At 71.0% G+C, this 21,395-nt stretch carries 20 protein-coding genes; 13 read left to right on the forward strand and 7 right to left on the reverse strand.

The genetic code is table 11. The features are described 5' to 3' along the window. The first annotated feature begins 126 nt into the window (after positions 1-126). The 3 genes from BFF76_RS19175 to BFF76_RS19185 all read left to right on the forward strand — a co-directional run bounded on the left by BFF76_RS19175 (position 127) and on the right by BFF76_RS19185 (position 3,606). Positions 127-1,137 carry an LLM class flavin-dependent oxidoreductase gene (locus BFF76_RS19175; protein WP_031090946.1) on the forward strand — a complete coding sequence of 337 codons (1,011 nt, stop codon included), beginning with the start codon at positions 127-129 and terminating at the stop codon, positions 1,135-1,137. A 223-nt stretch (positions 1,138-1,360) separates the two neighbouring features. After that, entirely contained in the window at positions 1,361-2,581 is a 1,221-nt protein-coding gene (locus BFF76_RS19180) for an FUSC family protein (protein ID WP_065848709.1), read from the forward strand. 155 nt (positions 2,582-2,736) lie between these two features. After that, on the forward strand, positions 2,737-3,606 hold the full coding sequence (locus BFF76_RS19185; RefSeq protein WP_079122422.1) for a sulfurtransferase: 870 nt from the start codon (positions 2,737-2,739) through the stop codon (positions 3,604-3,606). Positions 3,607-3,718: 112 nt separating this feature from the next. Here the strand turns inward: BFF76_RS19185 and BFF76_RS19190 are convergent, their stop codons facing one another. The 3 genes from BFF76_RS19190 to BFF76_RS19200 form a co-directional block, all read right to left on the reverse strand. Further along, a complete protein-coding gene (locus BFF76_RS19190) occupies positions 3,719-4,423 on the reverse strand; it encodes a phosphotransferase family protein (RefSeq protein WP_031090952.1) in 705 nt (234 codons plus the stop codon). Between the two features lie 36 nt (positions 4,424-4,459). Next, entirely contained in the window at positions 4,460-5,515 is a 1,056-nt protein-coding gene (locus BFF76_RS19195) for a DUF2804 domain-containing protein (RefSeq protein ID WP_065848699.1), read from the reverse strand. A 181-nt stretch (positions 5,516-5,696) separates the two neighbouring features. Further along, complete coding sequence (locus BFF76_RS19200) at positions 5,697-7,403, reverse strand: bifunctional 3'-5' exonuclease/DNA polymerase (protein WP_065848700.1); 1,707 nt, start codon at positions 7,401-7,403, stop codon at positions 5,697-5,699. Between the two features lie 130 nt (positions 7,404-7,533). Here BFF76_RS19200 and BFF76_RS19205 point away from each other — a divergent pair, with 130 nt between their 5' ends. The 4 genes from BFF76_RS19205 (at position 7,534) to BFF76_RS19220 (ending at position 12,312) form a co-directional block, all read left to right on the forward strand. Beyond that, a complete protein-coding gene (locus BFF76_RS19205; protein WP_065848711.1) occupies positions 7,534-8,463 on the forward strand; it encodes an NADP-dependent oxidoreductase in 930 nt (309 codons plus the stop codon). Positions 8,464-8,491: 28 nt separating this feature from the next. Continuing rightward, complete coding sequence (locus BFF76_RS19210; RefSeq protein ID WP_053929449.1) at positions 8,492-9,667, forward strand: DUF2786 domain-containing protein; 1,176 nt, start codon at positions 8,492-8,494, stop codon at positions 9,665-9,667. 54 nt (positions 9,668-9,721) lie between these two features. Next, positions 9,722-11,803, forward strand: a complete 2,082-nt coding sequence (locus BFF76_RS19215) for an FUSC family protein (protein WP_031090960.1) — start codon at positions 9,722-9,724, stop codon at positions 11,801-11,803. A gap of 266 nt (positions 11,804-12,069) precedes the next feature. Next, a complete protein-coding gene (locus tag BFF76_RS19220; protein ID WP_031090961.1) occupies positions 12,070-12,312 on the forward strand; it encodes a DUF397 domain-containing protein in 243 nt (80 codons plus the stop codon). A 70-nt stretch (positions 12,313-12,382) separates the two neighbouring features. On the opposite strand, the gene BFF76_RS19225 is transcribed toward BFF76_RS19220, so the two are convergent. Further along, positions 12,383-12,943, reverse strand: a complete 561-nt coding sequence (locus BFF76_RS19225; RefSeq protein WP_078958826.1) for an ATP-binding protein — start codon at positions 12,941-12,943, stop codon at positions 12,383-12,385. A gap of 318 nt (positions 12,944-13,261) precedes the next feature. On the opposite strand from BFF76_RS19225, the gene BFF76_RS19230 reads away from it, so the two are divergent. The 6 genes from BFF76_RS19230 to BFF76_RS19255 all read left to right on the forward strand — a co-directional run bounded on the left by BFF76_RS19230 (position 13,262) and on the right by BFF76_RS19255 (position 18,853). Beyond that, positions 13,262-14,146, forward strand: coding sequence for a helix-turn-helix domain-containing protein (locus BFF76_RS19230; RefSeq protein WP_051834500.1), 885 nt, complete (start codon positions 13,262-13,264; stop codon positions 14,144-14,146). Positions 14,147-14,200: 54 nt separating this feature from the next. Beyond that, the gene (locus tag BFF76_RS19235; protein WP_031090969.1) at positions 14,201-15,658 is read left to right on the forward strand and encodes an aldehyde dehydrogenase family protein; all 1,458 of its coding nucleotides are present in this window, start codon (positions 14,201-14,203) and stop codon (positions 15,656-15,658) included. Between the two features lie 133 nt (positions 15,659-15,791). After that, a complete protein-coding gene (locus BFF76_RS19240) occupies positions 15,792-16,343 on the forward strand; it encodes a DinB family protein (RefSeq protein WP_031090971.1) in 552 nt (183 codons plus the stop codon). An 18-nt stretch (positions 16,344-16,361) separates the two neighbouring features. Then, the gene (locus BFF76_RS19245) at positions 16,362-17,003 is read left to right on the forward strand and encodes a PadR family transcriptional regulator (RefSeq protein WP_065848701.1); all 642 of its coding nucleotides are present in this window, start codon (positions 16,362-16,364) and stop codon (positions 17,001-17,003) included. Between the two features lie 84 nt (positions 17,004-17,087). Next, a complete protein-coding gene (locus BFF76_RS19250) occupies positions 17,088-18,050 on the forward strand; it encodes a daunorubicin resistance protein DrrA family ABC transporter ATP-binding protein (RefSeq protein WP_031090974.1) in 963 nt (320 codons plus the stop codon). Beyond that, positions 18,047-18,853 (forward strand): ABC transporter permease, encoded by an 807-nt coding sequence (locus BFF76_RS19255; protein WP_065848702.1) that lies wholly within the window; start codon positions 18,047-18,049, stop codon positions 18,851-18,853. The genes BFF76_RS19250 and BFF76_RS19255 overlap by 4 nt, the downstream gene beginning before the upstream one ends. Before the next feature lie 15 nt (positions 18,854-18,868). On the opposite strand, the gene gad is transcribed toward BFF76_RS19255, so the two are convergent. Genes gad through BFF76_RS19270 form a run of 3 tightly spaced genes read right to left on the reverse strand, consistent with a single transcriptional unit; the run spans position 18,869 to position 21,353 of the window. Further along, positions 18,869-20,293: a glutamate decarboxylase gene (gene gad, locus BFF76_RS19260; RefSeq protein ID WP_031090979.1), complete on the reverse strand. Its 1,425-nt coding sequence runs from the start codon at positions 20,291-20,293 to the stop codon at positions 18,869-18,871. A gap of 11 nt (positions 20,294-20,304) precedes the next feature. Next, positions 20,305-20,928, reverse strand: a complete 624-nt coding sequence (gene wrbA, locus BFF76_RS19265) for an NAD(P)H:quinone oxidoreductase (RefSeq protein ID WP_031090980.1) — start codon at positions 20,926-20,928, stop codon at positions 20,305-20,307. A gap of 59 nt (positions 20,929-20,987) precedes the next feature. Next, positions 20,988-21,353, reverse strand: coding sequence for a YbjQ family protein (locus tag BFF76_RS19270; RefSeq protein WP_031090982.1), 366 nt, complete (start codon positions 21,351-21,353; stop codon positions 20,988-20,990). Between the last annotated feature and the right edge of the window lie 42 nt (positions 21,354-21,395).

The raw sequence follows: 21,395 nt of genomic DNA on the forward strand, positions 1-21,395 counted from the left end.
AGTGTTCCGGGCGCACCGTTGCCGGAAACTGAAGCACCACCGGGCGCCACTCCTCGAGCCGGCACCTGATAAATAATTGAATGGGAAGCTCTTGAGAAACCGTCAGGACGCTTCTAAAATTCTGCCATGAATATTCCCTTCTCCGTGCTCGACCTGGCACCAGTGGGATCCGGGTCGAATTCAGCGCAGGCCTTGAGAAACACGATTGCGCTCGCCGAGCATGTCGACCGCCTCGGGTATGCCAGGTACTGGATGGCGGAGCACCACGCCATGCCAGGTATTGCCAGTTCTGCACCTGCGGTCATGGTGGGGGAAATCGCTAGTCGCACCTCACGCTTACAGGTCGGTTCCGGCGGCGTGATGCTGCAGAATCATCCGCCGTTCGTCGTCGCCGAACAGTTCGGCACGCTGGAGGCGTTGCACCCGGGGCGGATCGACCTGGGCGTGGGGAAGAACTCCGGGATCGATCCGGCGGCGGTCAAGGCGCTGGGCCTGTCCGAAGGTAATTCGTCCACAGAGGATTTCGTCCGCGCGGTCGACGAGCTGCGGCAGTATTTCAACGACGAAAGTATCGCCGTTCCTGCCGCAGGCAACCGACCCCGTATGTGGATGCTGGGATCGAGCATGCGCAGCGCGAAAGTAGCCGGACTCCTGGGCCTGCGGTTCGCCTACGCCCACCACATCAACCCGACGGGGACGGCTGCCGCGCTGGCTGCCTACCGCGAGGCTTTCCGTCCCTCACGTGCGTGTACGCAACCGTATGCGCTCATCACTGCGCCCGTTATCTGCGCGGAAAGCGACGAGAGGGCCAGGCTCCTTGCGGAGCCCGGTGCGCTTGCCTTTCTGAGATTGCGGAATGCCGCACCAGGTGACAAGCCGCAACATTTTCTCCCCACTCCCCGTGAAGTGGACAGTCACGCCTACAGTCGCGAAGAGAGGGAACTGGTCGAGCAATATTTCGCTGCCCAGGTGATAGGAGGGCCGGATCAGGTTCGGGAAAGGCTGGAGGCGCTCATCAAGGCGACGCTGGCCGATGAAGTGATGGTGACATCGATGGTGCACGACCACCGGGACCTCATGCGGTCATACGAAATTCTGGCCAGTCTCCTTCCGATGCAGGTCGTGGCGGCGGATTGATCCGGCCCGGCCGACCGCCCGATCCCATCCCTGCGAGCACTCCGTTCTGCTGACATTGGCAACAGCGCGGACAGCCGGTCGGCAGCGCGACGCGGATCGCGGACGCGATGATGGGCCCGTCGACCGCGACCGATGACCTGTCTCCGCGGGCCGGGTCCGCCCGTGTCGGGGGCGTGCGGTCGTACTCCGACAGCGTGACCGGAGCGGGAGGGTGTGGGTGTTCATGACCGGTGGTACGACGACGGACGAGCGGAAGGGTACGGGGCGGTTGGCCGCCGTGGCCCAGTGGTGGCGGCGCGCCTTCTCCTACAACGGGGACGAGCGCGACACCCTGCTGGTGATCGGGAAGAGTGCTCTCGCCGCCGGTCTGGCCTGGCTGACGGCCCACGACGTCCTCGATGCCCGCTCACCCGCCTTCGCCCCGTTCTCGGCGGTGCTGATCATGCAGGTGACCGTCTACCGCTCGGTCGTGCAGTCACTGCGCTACGTCGGAGCCGTCGTCGCGGGGGTGCTGGTGCAGGCCGGCCTCGGGTTCCTCGCGGGGCCGGACCTGCTGACCTTCGTGCTCGTCGCCCTCATCGCCCTCACGATCGGGCGCTGGCACGTCCTGGGCGCCCAGGGACCGCAGGTCGCGACCGCCGCCTTCTTCGCCTTCGCGACCTACACCTCGTCGTCGGGGGACTCCCAGCGGCTGCGCGCTCTGGGGGAGATCGTGCTGCTCGTCCTCATCGGCTGTGCCATCGGCACGGCCGTCAACGTCCTCGTGTCGCCGCCACTGCGCTACCGCAGCGCCGAGTACGGCATCCACAGCCTCGCCCGGACCCTCCACGACCTGCTCGCCGAGATGTCCCCCGTGCTCGCCGAAGGGGTGCCCGACCAGGACACCACGGGTGGCTGGCGGATCCGTGCGGCACGCACCGGAGAGATGATCGCGCAGGCGAGGGCGGGACTGGTGGCCTCCAAGGAGAGTCTCCAGCTCAACCCCCGGCGTCTTCCGCGCCGTTACCGGGGACACCCCGGCTTCCAGGGTTACGAGTCCGTGCTCGGCGCCCTGGAACGCACGCTCTACCAGGTGGCCGCGGTCACCCGCGGCCTCGACCGGTCCCGCGACGAGGACGAGGCCCGCCGGCCGTTCCTGCGCCGTTACGCGGCTTTCCTGGAGTCCGCCGCCGCGGTCGCCGAGGTGCTGACGACGCTGGACGAGACGACCCTGCTCGCGCAGGCGAAACGGCTGGAGCGGCTCACCGGTGAGGCGGAGGCGCGCCGGGACGAGGTGGTGGAGGAGACCCGCCGGCTGTCTCTGCCCCTGGCCGACCCTTCGGCTCCGTACGGCATCCTCGTCACCGAGGCGACGCGGCTCCAGGAGGAGTTCCGGTACACCTGTCAGGTCCTCCTCGACGTCGCGCAGAACGCCGACGGGGCGCCGGGGGCGTCGCGGCGGTAGCCGCCGTGCCGGTCCACCGCGTGCCCTTGAACCACGGGGTGAGGGCATGTTCCCTGTCTATGCTGGGCGCGTCGCGTCGGCCGGGTACCCGCCTGGTGGGCGTGCCGGATGCGGTTCGGGCACGTGGAGCGATGCGACGCGGGGAGATGTCTTTCATGACCGTCGAGCACGAGGGCATGGCTGTGGACGCCGGGGCGGGGGACCTGCCCGGCCCGCTCGTAGATGTGGACTGGCTCTCGGGGCGTCTCGAGAGGCCGGGGACCGTGGTGCTCGACGCCTCGGTGGGTGCGCACCGCTCGGCCGCGCGGCGCATTCCGGGTGCCCGGCGCTTCGACATCGACGGGGCCATGTCCGACCACGCAGTACCGCTGCCGCACACGATGCCTCGGGCGGCGAGGTTCGCCGAGGAGATGCGGGCCCTCGGGGTGGACGGCACGGACACCGTCGTCGTGTACGACACCGCCGGGATCTACTCCGGCCCCCGGGCCTGGTGGATGATCCGCGCCATGGGTTTCGACCGAGTCGCGGTGCTCGACGGGGGGTTGCCCGCCTGGGAATCGGCCGGGCTCCCGGTCGAGGACCTCGCGCCGGGAGGCGCCGACCGTGCCGGTGACTTCACCGCCCGTCCGCGCCCCGGAGCGCTGGTCGGCAGCGACGCGGTCGTGCGCGCGCTGGCCGACCCGCACACGGCGGTCCTCGACGCGAGGTCGCGGGAGCGGTTCGCCGGTACGGCCGCCGAGCCCCGGGCCGGGCTGCGGGGAGGCCATATGCCGGGGGCGGCGAATCTCCCCTTCGGCGCGGTCCAGCGTGACGGACGGATGCTCCCCGCAGAGGAACTCCGTGCCGTGTTCGGTGAGTCGGCCGGGGGCAGGGAGCGGCTGGTCGTCAGCTGCGGGTCGGGCGTCACGGCGTGCGTCCTGGCGCTCGGGGCCGAACTCGCCGGATACGGCGAGGTGTCGGTGTACGACGGGTCGTGGAGCGAATGGGGCCTGCCGTCGGAACTGCCGGTCGTGACGGGCGCCTGACCGGCAGCCCCTCCTGCCAGCCCCTCCTGCCCGACGGCCTCCGACCGGACGCGTCCGCCGGGCCGGCTCATCGCACCGGCGCGACGCACCGTCTTGTCCTCGCCGTGCCGGTCTAACTGCGGAAACGAGCGGAGCGCCGGTCCGTCAGCGAGGAGACCAGCTCCGCCGCATCGTCCAGCACCTCCGTCTCGTGCGCGGTGAGCCGCGGGTCCGCCGCGCGCAGGGCGCTGGCCCGCGCGAGTGCGTCGGCCGGCACGCCGTCGTCGTCGTCGAACCGGGAGAGCAGTTCCGTCAGCAGGTCCCCGACCTGCGCACCGGCGGTGGACGACGGGTCGAGGGCCATCTGGGCCAGGATCAGTGAGGCCATGGCGCGGTCCAGCGCGGGCGGCCCCTCGCCGGCCACCGACCAGCCGGTCACCGTGGCGCCCTCGGGGGCCAGGATCACGTTCTCGGGGCGCAGGTCCAGGTGCAGGATCCGGTCCTCCGGCTCCTGGGAGATCCGGGGCGGGATCGTGTGCAGCTCCCGCAGGAGCCGCGCCAGCAGGCCCGCGCCCTCGGTTCCGGTGACCGTGCCGGCCAGCAGTGCCTCGGCCAGCGTCGGGCCGGTCAGCCGCTGCACCACCAGGTCCGTGGGAAGCGCGTCCTCTACCGGCGGGCCGATACGCGGGACCGGGAAGCCCGAGGCCGAGAGGTAGGACATCACGGCCAGCTCGCCGGCGGTGTCGATGCCGGGGCGGTAACGGCGCAGGACCCAGGGGCCTTCGAGTGCGTACACGTCGGCGGTGCGTCCCGAGCCCAGGAGCGGGCCTATATGCATGGGGGAAACCTACCCGCGCGGTCCCTCCCGGGGGAGTCACCAGCGCATGTGAACATCCTCCGCCCAGCCCAGCAGGTGCTCCACGGCGATCTCCGCGCCGTCGTCGGTGCGGATCCTGCCGTCGTAGTGCCCGAAGCGCTGGTCGGTGCGGTTGGCGATGAGGCCGACGTCCGTGTGCACGGACCGGTTGTGGAACGGGGTGAACGTCAGATCCACCTGTCCGGACGAGGGCGTACGAAGGGTCCAGGGGGCGAGCGGGTCGGTGACGGACCACTGCCAGTCCAGCTCCTCACCGATCTTGGTGAGACGGCCGTCCACGCACAGGCCGTTCTCGGTGGAGCCGGTGCCCTCCGTCCAGCGTCCGCCGAACTGGAGGCCGACCGTGTGCCCGTCGGTACGGCCGGATGCGGCGCCCCAGTTCCAGTCGACCGTACGCGGCCAGCGCCCGCGGCCGTGGTCCAGAACGGCCCAGGTCTCGTTGCCCTCCCCGCCGAACTTCGCGATCTCGCCGCCGATGCGCAGCCTGCCGGAGGCGGGGAGCGCGGTGTGCTTGGAGGTGTACTGGAAGCGCTGCTCGCTCCACGGCACGACCACGGAGAGGGACTCGTGGCCTTCCGGCCGGGACACCAGCAGGCCGACCTCCAGCGGCAGCCGCTCCGGGGTCAGGCAGCGGGCCCGCAGTCTCGTTCCGGCGTTCTCGTCACGGATCTCGATGCGCACCTTGCCACCGGTCGGCCGGGCGGGGCCGACGACCACGTCCTCGGAGCCGGGCGCCCCGGCGAGGGTGTCGGGGAGCCGGACGCCCCGGCCGGCGGGGACGATCGACGAACATTCGAACTCGCGTCCGCCGGGGCCGAATTCGAGCACGTAGACCGAGTTCAGCGCCAGGAAGTCGAGGTCGCTGACGGTCAGCGCCACCAGATGGGTGGGTGTGGCCACGCACCAGTGCTCCCAGCGCTTCGTCCGGCCCCAGCCCCGCAGATTGGCCCGGTGCAGCGGCTTCCTGGACCAGCCGACGGCCGCCGGATTCAGACTGCCGTCGGGCAGGCAGAGGTCGACGGGCTCGGTGATCTCGTGCTCGTGCGTCGCCATGGCCGGAGCCTATAGCGGTGTGGCGTCCAGCCCAGGCACGGCTCCGGGGCGCGCCGGGGGCGTGCCCCGGCCTCGGGAAGAGCGGCCGGGACCTTCCCGGCCTCGGGAAGAGCGGACCGCGCCCAGGCCCCGGCCTCGGCGGCGGCTGCACGGGTGCTCGGCCGATGCCCTTGGGGGCGGCTCACTTGGCGTCCGAATAGCGCTCGACGACCGCCGTGCTGAAGGGGAACCGCACCGGCGTCTCCCCGAACGCGACCCTGCCGGCCAGCTCCCCGGCCTCGCGGATCGCCTCCACGGCGGCGGGGGCCTCGTCGGCCGGGCAGTGCACGATCACCTCGTCGTGCTGGAAGAACACGAGTTCGGCCCGCATCCCCCCGGCGGCGAGCGTCCGCCGCAGCGCCGCCAGGAGCAGCAGCGCCCAGTCCGCGGCGCTGCCCTGGACCACGAAGTTGCGGGTGAAACGGCCCCGGGCCCGGGCGTTCGACGAGGCGTAGCCCGGGGTGAACCCGTACGTGCCGGTACTCTCCCCGGCCGACGGCTCCTCGCTCTCCTGCGGGATGCCCGCCTCCCCGTCCTCGCCCGCCCCCGCGGCGGGCGGGCTCGTGCGTCCGAGCCAGGTGCGGACGAGGCGGCCCTCCTCGCCGGCCCTGGCCGCGTCGTCGACGTAGGCGACGGCATCCGGGAACCGCCGCCGCAGCGCCGCCAGGTTCTTCAGGCCGTCGCCCGAGGTCTGCCCGTAGATCGCGCCCAGCAGCGCCAGCTTGGCGTGGTCGCGGTCGCCGTGGAACGCCCGGTCGGACAGGGCCTTGTAGAGGTCGCCCTCGTGTCCGGCCACCTCCATCAGCCCCCGGTCGCGGGAGATCGCGGCCAGCACACGCGGCTCCATCTGGTCGGCGTCCGCCACGACGAGCCGCCAGCCCTCGTCGGCGACGACCGCCTGGCGTATCACCTTGGGGATCTGCAGTGCCCCGCCGCCGTTGGTCGTCCATCGCCCGCTGACCGTGCCTCCCGGCTGGTACTCGGGGCGGAAACGGCCCTCGCGCACCCAGTCCTGGAGCCAGCTCCAGCCGTGTGCCGTCCAGACGCGGTACAGCTTCTTGTAGCGGACCAGCGGCTCCACCGCCGGGTGGTCGAGCTCCTCCAGCTCCCACCGCCGGGTCGACTTCACCTTGATCCCGGCCTGCGCGAACGCCTTCACCACATCGGCAGGCAGATCGGGACGCACCCGTCTCCCGAAAGCCGCCGACACCTCGTCCGCGGCCTCGGCCAGTCTGCGGGGTTCGCCGCCGCCCGCGTAGCGCTCGCCGAGGAGGTCGTTCAGCACCTCACGGTGCACGTCCGCCCGCCAGGGGAGCCCGGATCCGTTCATCTCGGCGGCGACCAGCATGCCGGCGGACTCGGCGGCCGTGAGCAGCCGCATCCTGCCCGGGTGCTCAGCCGCCTCGTGGCGGCGCAGCTGTTCCGCGTAGACCTGGAGCAGCGCCTCGAAGGGCAGGTCGGTGCCGGAGCGCGGCTCGAAGAGGGAGGACTGGGACCCGGGCTCCGCGGACCGGGGCGGCGGATCGGGCGGCACGGGCGCGTGGCGCAGCCGTGCCCAGGCCGCCGCGGCGGAGCGGGGCTCCCCGAGCCGCCCCTCGTGGCCGAGCAGCAGCAGCTCGGCCACTTCGATGTCGTAGCACCGCTCGACTCGCACGCCCGCCGTGAGCAGGCGGGGGTAGATCGCCCCGGTCGAACGCCAGACCCAGCGGACCACCTCGGGGCGTGAGCGGACGGACTCGACGAGGTCGGGCTCGGCCAGGACGGGACCGGCGGGCAGGCCATCGCGAGTCAGCGGCACGAGGAGCGCGCCGCCCCCTTCCGCGAGGGACAGAGCCCAACGTTCGGTCATGGGCCGAGTCTTGCACCCGGGACTGACAGCGGACACCTCCCGCCGGGCGGGCGCGCCCGACTGCCGCGAGGATCGGAGTGAGGTGCGCGCGGAACGCACCGGGAACGCGGCGGCGGAGGAGGAGACGGTGATGGAAGCGATCGTGTACGAGGAGTTCGGCGGCCCCGAGGTCCTGCGTCCCGCCCAGGTCGAGGACGTCCATGCGGGACCCGGCCAGATCCGGGTGGAGGTCAGGGCCGCCGGGGTCAATCCGGTCGACTACAAGATCCGCAACGGCTGGATGGAGGCGGCGTTCCCCACCCCGCTGCCCGCCACACCCGGCAGCGAGTTCGCCGGAGTCGTCGACGAGACGGGAGCGGGCGTCACGGAGTTCGCGGTCGGCGACGAGGTCCTCGGCCGGAGCGCGACCGGTGCGTATGCGGCGTACGTCCTGGCCGACGTGGGAGCCGTCGCGCCCAAGCCGGAGGGCCTGGGCTGGGCGGAGGCCGCCGCGCTGCCGGTCGCGACCGCGACCGCCGCCCGGGTGCTCGACGAACTCGCGGTGTCCGCGGGCGAGACGCTGCTGGTGCACGGGGCGTCCGGCGCGGTCGGGTCCGCCGCCGTCCAGCTGGCCGCGGCCCGGGGCGCCACGGTCGTCGGGACCGCCTCCCCGTCCAACCACGACTATCTGCGGGTCCTCGGGGCTGTTCCGGTGGCGTACGGGGAGGGGTTGGTGGACCGGGTGCGGGAGGCCGCGCCGCAGGGCGTGGCCGCGGTGTTCGACGTGGCGGGGAAGAGCGCGCTGGCGGACTCGGTGGAGCTGCGAGGCGGCACGGCCGAGCGGATCGCCACCATCGCGGACCCGGACGCGGCGCACCACGGGGTGGCCTTCTCGGCCGGCGGCGGGAGCCGTCCTGACGAGGGCAGGCGGCTCGCGGAGTACGCGGAAGCGGCGGCGGCCGGCGGTCTCCGGATCCCCGTCGAACGGACCTTCCCGCTGCGTGAGGCGGCGCGGGCCCAGGAGCTGAGCGAAGCCGGGCATGTGCGCGGCAAGCTCGTCCTGATCCCCGGGGAGCGGTGAACACCCTGCCGCCGCCTACCCTGGCCCGATGGAATCGGTGACCGACCGGGCGTGTGCCGCGGCCCTGTACGCGGACGGCGACGCGGGCCTGGACACCGGCGCGTCCCTCCTCGCCGCGGACCCGTCCGCCGACGAGGAGCTGCACCGCCGGGGTGAGGAGTTCCTCCGGCGGGCCTGGGCACGGGGCTGGCAGCCCGCCGATGTCGTACGGACCGTCCGGCGCGAGCTGGACGAGGCGGGGGCCGCGCTCGTCTCCGCCCTGATCACGGCGGAGACGGCGGGGTACGCCCGGCTGCCCGCGCGGTGGGCGGACCAGCTCGCCGCGATGCCCGCCCCGGCGCCGCGCAACCGGCCCGACCGCTTCACGTACGCGTCCGCGCTCCTGGAGCTGTACCGGCTGCTGCTGCGGCTCCCGGTCATCGAGCCCGTGGGACCGCCGCCCGGTACGGCGGGCGGTGCCGCCCACCTGCCGCCGGTCCATGGGGAACCCCGCATGCTCACCAGGATCCGGGCACTGCTCGCCAAGGCGGAGGCCACCGGTTTCCCGGAGGAGGCAGAGGCGCTCACCACCAAGGCGCAGGAGCTGATGGCCCGGCACAGCATCGACGAGGCGCTCCTCGCCGCCCGGACGCGCAGTGCCGATACGCCGGGGGCCGTCCGGATCGGTGTCGACGCCCCGTACGAGAGCGCGAAGGCCGTCCTGCTCGACTCCGTCGCCTCGGCGAACCGCTGCCGCGCCGTGTGGAACAGCGACCTCGGCTTCACCACGGTCGTGGGCTTCGAGCCGGATCTGGAGGCCGTGGAGCTCCTCTTCACCTCCCTGCTGGTGCAGGGCACCGCCGCGATGACACGGGCGGAGGCGGGGCAGCGCGCGGGCGGGCGCAAGCGGACCAAGACCTTCCGTCAGTCCTTCCTGATGGCGTACGCCCAGCGGCTCGGCAGCCGTCTCGCGGCGGACACCGCACGGGTGACCGCGGCGGCCGGTTCGGAGGGCGGTCCCGCAGGCCGGGAGGCTGACGCCGGGGCCCTGCTGCCGGTCCTGGCGGCCCGGGACGTGGCCGTCACCGGGACCGCGGAGCGGATGTTCCCGAGGACGACCACGACGCGGCTGCGCGGGGCGACGGACGCCGAGGGCTGGAACCACGGCACGGCCGCGGCCGACCGGGCCAGGATGAGTGGAGGAGGGCCGGAAATCCGCCGTTAGGTCAGCAGAGCGGCGTAAGTCGGAGTTGTCGGGGAATCCGGCTAGGCTCGGCCCATGAGCTGGCTCCGGGCGCTTAGGGAGACGGCCCGCTCGGGACTGACGATCGAGCGGCGGCGTCTCGAACCGCTCATCGCGGTGCGCGGCGCCGCCGGCCTCGCACTCGTCGTCGGCGTGAGTCTGGCGTTCTTCGGCCCGGTGATCGCCGCCGGCTCGGCGTTCGGTGCCTTCCAGGCCGCCATCGCCACCTTCCAGCGCAGCTGGCGCCCCCGGCCCGTGCTCGCCCTGGTCTCCGGAGCCAGCCTGGCCGTGTCGACGTTCGTCGGCTACGTCACGGTGTCCCACACCCTGCTGTTCCTGGCCCTGCTCATCCTCTGGACCTTCGCCGCAGGGATGAGCTGGGCGGCGGGCCCGACGGGCGGGATCATCGCGGGCTCCAACGTCTCGATCATGCTGGTGACGATCACTCTGCCCACCTCCGTAGCCGACGCCGCCGCGCACGCCGCGATGATGGCGTTCGGCGGGTTCGTCCAGGCGGCGCTGATCGTGCTGTTCCCGGTCCGCCGATGGGGCGCCCAGCGTGACGCGCTCGCCGACGCGCTGGCCGCCGAGGCCGACTACGCCCGCAGACTGCGGGACGACCCGGTCGCACCCTTCGACCCCGTACCGCTGATGACCGCGCGCAACGCCGCCGCCGTCACCCCCCGCCAGGCGCGTCGCCGCCCCGCCGACCTGCACGGTGCGCGCGGGGTCGCCGAACGGCTCAGGCCGGTCCTCGCCTCGCTGGCGGATCCGGCCCTGGGGGTCCCGGCCGAGGGGCCGGAACGCTACTGGGCGCGGGAGATCCTCGGTGCCGCCGGATCCCTGCTCGACTCGGCGGCCCGGGCGGTACGCCACGGCGATCCGGTGCGGCTCGACGAGACGGCGCTCTCCGTGCTGAAGTCCCCCGACACCGAGGTGATCCTCACCGGCCCGCCCCGCCGGGCCGCAGACCGGCTCACCTCACTGCTCGCCGACGTCATCGAGATCGCCGAGGGGACGGGTACGGACGACCGGACGCCCGGTGAGCCGCTCGTCCCGCACCGCCGCCGGCCCACACTGCTGGGGCTGGTCCCCGTCGTCCTGCGTTCCATGCGCCGCGAACTGCGCCGGGGGTCGACGATCCTGCGCCACGCGGTCCGGGTGTCGGCGGTGGCGGCGGCGGGCTATCTCGTGGGGGCCGCGCTGCCGTTCGGCCACGGCTACTGGGCACCGATGACCGCCGTCATGGTGATGCGCCCGGAGTTCGACCAGACGTACTCCAGGTCCACGGCCCGATTCCTGGGCACCGTGGTCGGCGTCGCCGTCGCCACCGGCATCGTGCAGGCCGCACACCCGAACGCGGAGTTCTCCGCCCTGCTCGCCGTCGTCAGCGCGGGCCTGATGTACCTCCTGATGCGCACCGGATACGCGGTCAGCCAGGTCTGTGTCTCCGCCTACGTCGTCTTCCTGCTCGGCATGGCGGGCGACGACTGGTCGCAGACCGTGCCCGAACGGGTCGTGCTGACCCTCATCGGCGGGCTCCTCGCGATGGCCGCGTACGCCCTCTACCCGGCCTGGGAGACCCCGCGTCTGCGTGACCGGCTCGCCAACTGGGTGGTCACGGACGGGCGCTACGCCGCCACGGTCCTCGAGCGGTACGCCGACCCGGCGTCCAGGACGCTGGACGAGGTGCGCACCGCGCTGCTCACCACCCGGGAGGCCCGCGTGGCGTGGCAGGAGGCCCTGGAGACGGCCCGGCACGAGCCCGTGCGTCACCGGGGCATCTCCCGGACCTCGGCCGCGGACGCCCAGGAGGCGCTCGCCCAGTTCGGCAGGGTTGCCATGCTCATGGAGGCCCACCTGCCCGCCACCTCCGCCACCCCGGTCCCCGAGGCCGCCGGGCTGGCGGACGTGCTGCGCCGGGCCACCGAGGAGGGGGCGAAGGCGGTGCGGGAGCGCCGGTTGCCGGACTGGACGCCGGTCAGGGAGGCGCTGGAGACCGGGGATCATCCCCCGGGGCCGTCGCCCGACCCATTCGTACGCAACGGAGCCACCCTGCTGCTCCGCGCTCTTGAGGACTTCTCGCAGGCGCTGAAGATCAGCAGCGGGCGGGCGTAGGGCGGGAGGGACGCCGGGCGTTCGGGCAGACCGGTCGACACCGCCGATCAACCAGAGGCGCAGAGAACAACTCGTAGGAGTGGGAGCCAAATTGGCGCGCTGTTCGTCTCTCCCCCATAGGAGTGTAAGAGAGTGGGCGGATCAGCGAAAAGCTGTAATCGCGTGCGCACCCCGCGTGCACGTGCATCTGCTCATGCATTGGCATATGAACACAGCTATGATCCGAGCTAGTTGACACTTGCACCTTGCAACTCGGGGAGCGTCCTGTGCACCACGTGTACAACGGCATCGCGGCCACAGAGCTTCGCGGGGTCGTCTGGCAGAAGAGCAGACACAGTAACTCTCAAGGATCATGCGTGGAGTTCGCAAAACTGCCCGGTGGGAATGTGGCGATGCGGAACTCGCGCCACCCCGACGGGCCGGCGCTGGTGTACACGCCGGCCGAGATCGAGGCACTGCTGCTGGGCGTGAAGGACGGGGAGTTCGACCACCTGGCCGCGGGCGGCTGACCGCACCGCAAGGGCTCGCGGTCCACCGCTACCCGCCCGGCTCGCGCCCCGTGGCGCGGCGCGAGCCGTACTACAGGCCGTCAGGGAGCGCGTCGACCGGCGCGGGGCGTTCCTTTGCTGTGTGGTCGGTCAGCCGGAACAGCGCCCAGACGACCTTGCCGAGCCCTCCGCCGGGCGGTGTGTCCCCGGCCGGTACGGGGGAGGGGTGCCAGCCCCAGCAGTCACTGAACGACTCGACCAGGAAAAGACCCCGGCCGGACTCGGCCGAATCCGGTGCCGCGCCCGTGACAGGGCCCCTTTCGCTGGGGTCGCGCACCGCGCACACCAGGCGTGAACTCCAGCGCATCAGATGCAGCCGTACGGAGGAGTCCTGGCGCTCACGGGCCGCGTCGGCCGGAAGGGCGTGCCGCAGCGCGTTGGTGACCAGCTCCGAAACGACCAGGGCCACGTCGTCGAAGTGGTCGCCCAGTTCCCAGGAGTTGAGCGTCGTACGGGTGAATCTCCTCGCCCCGCCCACCGCTTCGTACCTGGCCGGCAGTTTGCAGGTGGCCGAACCCGAGACCGCCGAGGGGTCGATTGGGGGAAGCCCCTGCCGTAACGGCTCGAGCGTCGTCGATCCATTCGTCCCCATACGAGGCACTCCCGGGAGTCGCGGCTGTAGCGGCACTGCTTCCTGCGGGCACTGCGGGTACAGCGGCACAACACGAACGAGCACGCAGGTGCGCGAAGGCCATGGTTCCGAATGCGCAGAGCAGATGCAAGGGCAGATGCACGTGCACGTGGCTGATCTGCCCGACAGCATGCCGGTTCGGACTCATTTCTTCCACTTCACAGTTTCGGCGCTTTGGAAAAGTCTTCTCATCTCTGTAATCGAATGAGTACGGGCTGAAGCGTTTTGGTGGCAGAATCCGGCACCGGGGTTCGGGGGAACCCCGGTGCAAGGGAAGCGATGGGGAGGGTTGGGAAGCCGGTGTCGGCAGGCGAGTCGAGTGGTTCCGTGGTGCGGCGCATCCTGCTGGGCTCACAGCTCAGGCGTCTGCGCGAGTCGCGCGGCATCACCCGTGAGGCGGCCGGCTACTCCATCCGCGCCTCCGAATCGAAGATCAGCCGCATGGAGTTGGGACGGGTGAGCTTCAAGGCCAGGGACGTCGAGGACCTGCTCACGCTGTACGGAGTCACGGACGAGGCGGAGCGGGATTCGCTCCTCGGTCTGGCCCGTGAGGCCAATGTGGCGGGCTGGTGGCACAGCTACGGCGATGTGCTGCCCGGCTGGTTCCAGACGTATGTCGGTCTGGAGGGAGCGGCCTCGCTCATCCGGATCTACGAAGTCCAGTTCGTCCACGGGCTGTTGCAGACCGAGGCGTACGCCCATGCGGTCGTCGCGCGCGGCATGCCCGGTGCGCCGACGGCGGAGATCGACCGCAGGGTGGCGCTGCGGCTGGCGCGGCAGAAGGCGCTCGTCTCCGAGCGCGCGCCGCGCTTCCACGCCGTGCTCGACGAGGCGGCGCTGCGCCGTCCGTACGGCGGGCGCGAGGTGATGCGTGCGCAATTGCGGCACCTGATTGAAATGTCGGAGCAGCCGAATATCACCCTCCAGGTGATGCCCTTCAGCTTCGGTGGTCACGCAGGTGAGAGCGGAGCGTTCACGATGCTGCGTTTTCCGGAATCCGATCTGTCGGACATCGTCTATCTGGAGCAGCTGACAAGTGCGCTGTATCTGGACAAGGCAGAAGAAGTCGCCCAGTACGAAAAGGCCATGGTCCGGCTCCACGAGGACTGCCCGGGGCCCGAAGAGAGCCGGGATCTTCTCCGAGGTCTCCTTCAACTGACGTGATTCGCCAGTACCATGACTTTCCGACAGGAGTCTGCGCCTGCAGTAAGGGATTGCATGTCCTTCCCCAGTGAACTGGCCCGCCAGTACATCGACGGTGAGTGGCTGACCGGCAACGGCGCGTGGGACATCATTGATTTCAATCCTTACAACGGCGAAAAACTGTGTTCCGTCACCGTGGCCACCGCGGCGGAAGTCGACCTCGCCTACCGGGCGGCCGAACGGGCGCAGCGGGAATGGGCGGCGGTAAGTCCTTATGGGCGCCGGGCGGTTCTGGAGAACGCCGTGCGCCTCGTCGGGGAGCGCAGCGGGGAAATCGTCGAGCTGATCATCGATGAGCTGGGCGGTACCCGGGCCAAGGCGGAATACGAGGTGCGCGCAGCACTGGAGTTCCTGCATGAGGCCGTCGGGCAGGCGATCCGCCCGGTGGCCCGGCTGCTGCCCTCGGCCGCCGACGGCAAGGAGAACAGGGTCTACCGGCTGCCCGTGGGGGTCATCGGTGTGATCAGTGCCTTCAACTTCCCCTTCCTCGTCACGATGAAGACCGTCGCCCCGGCGCTGGCGCTCGGCAACGCAGTCGTGGTGAAGCCCCACCAGAACGCCCCGATCGCCGGCGGGGGGCTGGTGGCCCGGATCTTCGAGGACGCGGGGCTGCCCGCGGGGCTCCTCAACGTCACGATCACCGACAGCGCCGAGATAGGCGACTCCTTCATCCAGCACCCCGTGCCCAAGGTGATCTCGTTCACCGGTTCGGACGTGGTGGGCCGCCATGTCGCCGCGGTCGCCGCAGGGCAGTTCAAGCGGACCGTCCTCGAGCTGAGCGGCAACAGCGCCCTGGTGGTGCTGGAGGACGCGGACCTCGACCACGCGGTCCGGGCGGCGGTCTACAGCCGCTTCCTGTTCCAGGGGCAGGTCAGCATGGCGGCCAACCGCATCCTGGTGGACCGGTCCGTCGAGAAGGACTTCACCGAGCGGTTCACCGCGGCGGTGGCGGCCCTCCGCTCAGGAGATCCGCGCGACCCGGACACCCGTATCGGGCCGGTCATCAGCGCGTTCCAGGCCGAGGCGCTCACCGCGCTGGTCGACGGCGCGATCGAGGCCGGCGCCACCGCGCTCGTGCGGGGCCGTACGCGAGGCAATCTCGTCGAACCGACCGTACTCACCGGACTGCCGGAGGGGTCACCGCTGCTGGAGCAGGAGATCTTCGGCCCCGTGGCACTGCTGGTGCCGTTCGGCGGTGAGGACGACGCCGTACGCCTGGTCAACGACAGTCCCTACGGCCTGAGCGGCGCCGTCCACACGGCGGACGCCGAGCGCGGCGTGCGGTTCGCCCGGCGTATCCGGGGCGGGATGTTCCATGTCAACGGCGCCACCGTGCAGGACGATCCTGCGGTCGCGTTCGGGGGCGAGAAGAGGTCCGGCATGGGACGGCTGAACGGCGAGGCCGCGGTGGAGGCGTTCACCACCCGGAAGTGGATCTCGGTGCAGCACGGCCGAACAGTATTTCCTTTCTGACGCCGGCGGATCGAGGACAGGACCTGACCTGATGGGTCCGTACGTTGAAGGCACGAGCGAGCGCCCACGCGAGCAAGCAGGCAAGCCGCCGGGCCCGCTCGCAGACAGTCGTCACGTCCGGAAGGCAGACATCATGGTCACTCACGTTCTCGCAGAGGCCGGCGACGAGCGCGGCGAACTCCTCGCCTTCGTCGAGGCGCAGCGCGGCGCGCTCAGGCGCTCCGTGGCCGGCCTCACCGAGAAGCAGGCGGCGAGCCGCCCCTCGGTCAGCGAGCTCTCCCTCTCAGGGCTGCTCAAGCACGTCGCGGAGGGGGAGCTGAACTGGCTGCGGATGGCGCAGCAGCGTCCCAACGACAAGGAGAGGAACGCGGAGACGTGGTCCGACGGCTTCCGGCTCGTGGGCGACGAGACGGTCCCGCAGATGCTCGAGTTCTGGGCCCGGGTCGCCGCTGAGACGGAGGCGTTCATCCTCGATGACGTGGACAGCATGAGCGACACCTTCCCGCTGCCCGCGGCACCCTGGTTCCCCGAGAACGGGCGCTGCTCCATGCGCTGGCTGCTGGTCCACCTGGTCGAGGAGACCGGCCGTCACGCGGGGCACGCCGACATCCTGCGTGAGGCGCTGGACGGCAGGACGGCCCTCGACCTGGTCGCGGAAGAGGCGGGCTACTCTGGGCGAGGTTGAGTACGAAGGATGGGTGGTATGTCGGCGATCCGTCTCCTGGTCCTGGGCGCCGTGCGTCAGCACGGCCGCGCGCACGGTTACCAGGTGCGCAACGACCTGGAGTACTGGGGCGCCCACGAGTGGTCCAACGCCAAGCCCGGGTCGATCTACCACGCACTCAAGCAGATGGCGAAGCAGGGACTGCTGCTCGCCCATGAGGTCGCCCCGTCCACGGCCGGCGGCCCGCCCCGCACGGAGTACGAGATCACCGACCGCGGTGCCCAGGAGTTCTTCACTCTGCTCCGGGCCTCGCTGACCTCGTACGACCAGGGCGTGGACGTCCTCTCGGCGGGTATCGGCTTCATCGTCGACCTGGAGCGGGCCGAGGCGGTGTCGCTCCTGCGTGAGCGCGTCGCCGCCATCGAGGGCTGGCGGGCCTCGGTCACGGAGCACTACACGCCGGCGGACGGCCCGGAGTCGATCGGGCACATCGGCGAGATCATGAACATGTGGGTCCATTCGGCGGACGCGGGTGCCGAGTGGACCCGTGGCCTGATCGCGCGGATCGAGGCGGGGGCGTACACCTTCGCAGGCGAGGGCGAACCTTTCGTCGGTGTGCTCTCCCTAGGGCAGGAGAACCCCTACGCCACTGGGGTGCCCGATCCCGGGGATGCTCACTAATCAAGTTTGACGAATGATGCCACGAGGTTTACCTTCTCCTTGCTAGTCAAGTTTGACTACGCGATTGGAAGGGCTGGTGGCGCAGTGAGCGAGGCAATCGTCGTCGACGGAGTGCACAAGCGGTACGGAGAGAAGAGGGCCCTGGCCGGCCTCGACCTCACCGTCCGGCGCGGAACGGTCCATGGGGTGCTCGGCCCCAACGGGGCCGGCAAGACCACGGCGGTCCGTGTGCTGACGACCCTGCTGCGGCACGACGGGGGCCGGGCCGAAGTCGCCGGGTTCGACGTACGGTCCGAGGCCGCCGAGGTCAGGCGGCGGATCGGACTGCTGGGGCAGCACGCGGCGGTGGACGAGGAACTCGGTGGCCGGCAGAACCTGGAGATGTTCGGCCGGCTGTACCACCTGGGCGCACGCCGGGCGGGCCTGCGGGCCGACGAACTGCTGGAGCGGTTCGGGCTCTCGGACACCGGGCGCAAGGCGGTCAAGCAGTACAGCGGAGGCATGCGGCGCCGGCTCGACCTGGCCGCTTCCCTGATCACCGACCCGGAGGTGCTGTTCCTGGACGAGCCCACGACCGGACTCGACCCGCGTGGGCGGGCCGAGGTGTGGAGCGCCGTGCGTTCACTGGCCGGCGGCGGCACCACCGTCCTGCTGACCACCCAGTATCTGGAGGAGGCCGACCAGCTGGCCGCCCGGATCTCCGTGATCGACGACGGCAGGGTCATCGCCGAGGGCACGGCCGACCGGCTCAAGGCGATGGTGGGCGGTGACCGCGTCGACGTGGTCGTCCGCGACGCCCACCGGCTCGGCGAGGCAGCCGCGCTGCTCGGTGACGGGGCGACCGTGGACGTGGACCGGCGGCTGATCGGCGCGCCCGCCGCGGACCGCATGCGGACCCTGACCCGCACCGTACGGGTGCTGGAGGAGGCAGGCATCGAGGCGGAGGACATCGCGGTGCGCCGGCCCACGCTGGACGAGGTCTTCCTGTCCCTCACCGGAGGCGGCAGCGGGACCCGCACACCCACGGACGCGGAGGTGGCGGCATGAGCACGGCGACGGCGGGACCGGGACGCCTCGGCTGGGCGCTGACCGACTCCTGGACGATGACCCGGCGCGAACTGGCGCACTGGGCACGGCAACCCGTCCAGGTGGTCGTCGGTCTGGTCTTCCCGGTGATGCTGCTCCTGATGTTCAACTACCTCGTCGGCGGTGGCAGCGGGGTCGACGGGGACCACACCGAGTTCCTGGTCCCCGGCATGCTGGCGCTCACCATGGCCTTCGGCCTGGAGGGCACGATGCTGGCCGTCACCCAGGACCTGAACAAGGGGGTCATCGACCGGTTCCGGTCCATGCCGATGGTCTCGGGAGCGGTCCTGGTCGGGCGGAGCGCCGCCGACATGCTCCAGTCGGTGGCCGCGCTCGCCGTGATGACCGGAGTCGGATACGCCCTGGGCTGGCGCTGGCACAACGGAGCGGGCGCCGCACTGGCCGCGCTGGGACTGCTGCTCCTGCTGCGGTTCGCCATGCTGTGGATCGGCATCCACCTCGCGATGGTCGCGGGCAGACCCGAGATGGTGCAGGCCGTGCAGATCCTGGTCTGGCCGGTGGGCTTCCTCTCCAACGTCTTCGCGTCACCGGAGTCGATGCCGGGCTGGCTGGGCACAGTCGTGGAGTGGAACCCGATGTCGGCCACGGCGACGGCGGTACGCGGCCTGTTCGGCAACCCGGGCGGCCCGACGGGCTCCTGGGCCGCCGAGCACGCCGAACTGCTCGCGGTCCTGTGGCCGGTGGCGCTGATCGCCGTGTTCCTCCCGCTGGCGGTAGGGAGGTTCGCGCGGCTCAGCCGCTGACCGCTCTTCGGCGCGTCAGTGGTGGAAGGCCGTCCGGACCCCCGCGCCCCGGTGCAACGGATGGGCCTGGGCGCGCAGTTCCGGCAGGAGTCCGCGCAGGTCGTCCACCAGCATCTCCGCGAGGTCCGAGGAGAAGCCGTTGCGGCACACGACACGCAGCACCGACAGGTCCTGGCGGTTGGCGGGGAAGGTGTACGCGGGCACCAGCCACCCGCGCTCGCGCAGCCGCCTCGACACGTCGAAGACGTCGTACGCCTTCACGTCGGGCATCGTCGTCAGGGCGAACACCGGGAGTTCGCCGCCCCGGGTCAGCAGCCGGAAGTCGTCCAGGGACTCGAACTCCGCGGCCAGCCGCAGCGCGATGTCCCGCGACGCCTGCTGGACGGCGCGATAACCCTCCCGGCCCAGCCGCAGGAACGTGTAGTACTGCGCCACGACCTGTGCGCCGGGCCGGGAGAAGTTCAGCGCGAAGGTGGGCATGTCGCCGCCCAGATAGTTGACCCGGAAGACCAGCTCCTCCGGCAGTTCGGCGGGGGACCGCCACAGGGCCCACCCCACCCCCGGGTAGACCAGGCCGTACTTGTGCCCGGAGGTGTTGATCGAGGACACCCTGGGGAGCCGGAAGTCCCACACCACGTCCTCGTCGAGGAACGGCGCCACCATCGCCCCGGACGCCCCGTCCACATGGACGGGGATGTCGAGCCCGGTGCGCTCCTGCAGATCGTCCAGCGCCGCGCAGAGCTCCGCGATCGGTTCGTAGGAACCGTCGAAGGTGGAGCCGAGGATCCCGACCACGCCGATGGTGTTCTCGTCGCACAGTTCGGCGGCAGCCTGCGGGTCGAGATGGAAACGCTCGCCCTCCATCGGGACCTGGCGGGGCTCCACCTCCCAGAACGTGCAGAACTTCTCCCAGCAGACCTGCACGTTGACGCCCATCACCAGATTGGGCCGGGCGGACGCCGGATAGCGGTCGGCGTTCCGGGCGGACCAGCGGCGCTTCAGAGCCATCCCCGCCAGCATGCATGCCTCGCTGGATCCCGTGGTCGAGCAGCCCACCGTGGACCCGGGGTCGGGGGCGTTCCAGAGGTCGGCGAGCATCGCCACACAGCGCCGTTCCAGCTCGGCGGTGCGCGGGTACTCGTCCTTGTCGATCATGTTCTTGTCCCGGCACTCGCTCATGAGCACGCCGGCCTGGGGTTCCATCCAGGTGGTGACGAACGTGGCGAGGTTGAGCCGGGAGTTCCCGTCGAGCATCAGCTCGTCGTGGATGAGCTGGTAGGCGGTCGACGGCGGCAGCGGGCCGTCCGGCAGACGGTGCGTCGGCGGCGCGGCGACCATCGGCGCGGTCGGGTCGGCCTCCCCGAAGAACGGGTTCAGCGCGAGCCTGCGGTGCTCGTCGGTCGGCGCGGCCTCGCCGTGCGAACCCTTGTGGAGCGGCATGGGCGGTCCCCTCAGTTCTCGGCGGCGAGTCCGGCCTTGATGGCGCGGGTGAATTTCACGACCCGTTCGGCCTGGACCCGCGCTGCGGTCAGGGTCTGCTCGGCCACAGGGATGTCGCCCTGCCCCGACACGTGGGAGGTGCCGTACGGATTGCCGTCGACGAACTTCGAGGGGTCCGTGTAGCCGGGAGGGACCAGGATGCCGCCGAAGTGGTGGACCGTGTTGTACAGCGCCAGCAGGGTGGATTCCTGACCGCCGTGGGCGGTACTGCTGGCGGTGAAGCCGCTGTAGACCTTGTCGGCGAGCTTCCCGGCCTGCCAGAGGCCTCCCAGCGTGTCGAGGAACTGCTTGAGCTGGGCGGTGACGTTCCCGTAGCGGGTGGGTGTCCCGAAGATCACCGCGTCCGCCCAGACCATGTCGTCCGGCGAGACCTCCGGGATGCCGGCGGTCGCCCTCGCGTGTTCGGCCCAGACCGGATTCGAGTCGATGGCCGCCTGCGGGGCGAGCTCGGCGGCCTTGCGCAGGCGTACCTGCGCACCGGCATTCTCGGCGTCCTTCGCGACGGCCTCGGCGATCGTGGAGATGGTGCCGGTGGAGGAGTAGTAGATGACGGCGACGTTGACGGACGTGGGCATGCGGGAGCCTCCGGGAAAAGGACGTGGACGGACCGGGGAGCGGGGGGAGGTGGTGCGGATCAGGACGCGCTGATCACGGCCGCCGTCCCGTAGGCACAGACCTCGGTGCCCACGTCGGCCGCCTCACTCACGTCGAAGCGCATCATCAGCACCGCGTTCGCGCCGCGCGCCCTGGCCTGGTCGACGAGCCGCTCCATGGCCTGGTTGCGGGTCTCTACGAGTGTCTTGGTCAGCCCTTTCAGCTCACCGCCGACCATCGACTTCAGACCTGCGCCGATCTGGCTGCCGAGGTGGCGGGAGCGGACCGTGAGTCCGAACACCTCACCGATGACCTGCGTCACCTGAAAGCCCGGTACGTCGTTCGTGGTGACGACCAGGACGTCCGCACGGGGCGTCTGCCCGCCGCCGTATTCCTCAATGCCCATGACGTGGCACCTCCTGCGGCAAGCTTTGCCCCGGTTCGTACC

Origin of the sequence: Streptomyces mutomycini (assembly GCF_001700505.1) — a bacterium.
Taxonomy (GTDB): domain Bacteria; phylum Actinomycetota; class Actinomycetes; order Streptomycetales; family Streptomycetaceae; genus Streptomyces; species Streptomyces mutomycini.

Excerpts from the sequence above, each read along its gene's own strand:
- BFF76_RS19175 (WP_031090946.1), top strand. The coding sequence starts at position 127 with ATGAATATTCCCTTCTCCGTGCTCGACCTGGCACCAGTGGGATCCGGG.
- BFF76_RS19180 (WP_065848709.1), top strand. The coding sequence starts at position 1,361 with ATGACCGGTGGTACGACGACGGACGAGCGGAAGGGTACGGGGCGGTTG.
- BFF76_RS19185 (WP_079122422.1), top strand. The coding sequence starts at position 2,737 with ATGACCGTCGAGCACGAGGGCATGGCTGTGGACGCCGGGGCGGGGGAC.
- BFF76_RS19190 (WP_031090952.1), bottom strand. The coding sequence starts at position 4,423 with ATGCATATAGGCCCGCTCCTGGGCTCGGGACGCACCGCCGACGTGTAC.
- BFF76_RS19195 (WP_065848699.1), bottom strand. The coding sequence starts at position 5,515 with ATGGCGACGCACGAGCACGAGATCACCGAGCCCGTCGACCTCTGCCTG.
- BFF76_RS19200 (WP_065848700.1), bottom strand. The coding sequence starts at position 7,403 with ATGACCGAACGTTGGGCTCTGTCCCTCGCGGAAGGGGGCGGCGCGCTC.
- BFF76_RS19205 (WP_065848711.1), top strand. The coding sequence starts at position 7,534 with ATGGAAGCGATCGTGTACGAGGAGTTCGGCGGCCCCGAGGTCCTGCGT.
- BFF76_RS19210 (WP_053929449.1), top strand. The coding sequence starts at position 8,492 with ATGGAATCGGTGACCGACCGGGCGTGTGCCGCGGCCCTGTACGCGGAC.
- BFF76_RS19215 (WP_031090960.1), top strand. The coding sequence starts at position 9,722 with ATGAGCTGGCTCCGGGCGCTTAGGGAGACGGCCCGCTCGGGACTGACG.
- BFF76_RS19225 (WP_078958826.1), bottom strand. The coding sequence starts at position 12,943 with ATGGGGACGAATGGATCGACGACGCTCGAGCCGTTACGGCAGGGGCTT.
- BFF76_RS19230 (WP_051834500.1), top strand. The coding sequence starts at position 13,262 with ATGGGGAGGGTTGGGAAGCCGGTGTCGGCAGGCGAGTCGAGTGGTTCC.
- BFF76_RS19235 (WP_031090969.1), top strand. The coding sequence starts at position 14,201 with ATGTCCTTCCCCAGTGAACTGGCCCGCCAGTACATCGACGGTGAGTGG.
- BFF76_RS19240 (WP_031090971.1), top strand. The coding sequence starts at position 15,792 with ATGGTCACTCACGTTCTCGCAGAGGCCGGCGACGAGCGCGGCGAACTC.
- BFF76_RS19245 (WP_065848701.1), top strand. The coding sequence starts at position 16,362 with ATGTCGGCGATCCGTCTCCTGGTCCTGGGCGCCGTGCGTCAGCACGGC.
- BFF76_RS19255 (WP_065848702.1), top strand. The coding sequence starts at position 18,047 with ATGAGCACGGCGACGGCGGGACCGGGACGCCTCGGCTGGGCGCTGACC.
- gad (WP_031090979.1), bottom strand. The coding sequence starts at position 20,293 with ATGCCGCTCCACAAGGGTTCGCACGGCGAGGCCGCGCCGACCGACGAG.
- wrbA (WP_031090980.1), bottom strand. The coding sequence starts at position 20,928 with ATGCCCACGTCCGTCAACGTCGCCGTCATCTACTACTCCTCCACCGGC.
- BFF76_RS19270 (WP_031090982.1), bottom strand. The coding sequence starts at position 21,353 with ATGGGCATTGAGGAATACGGCGGCGGGCAGACGCCCCGTGCGGACGTC.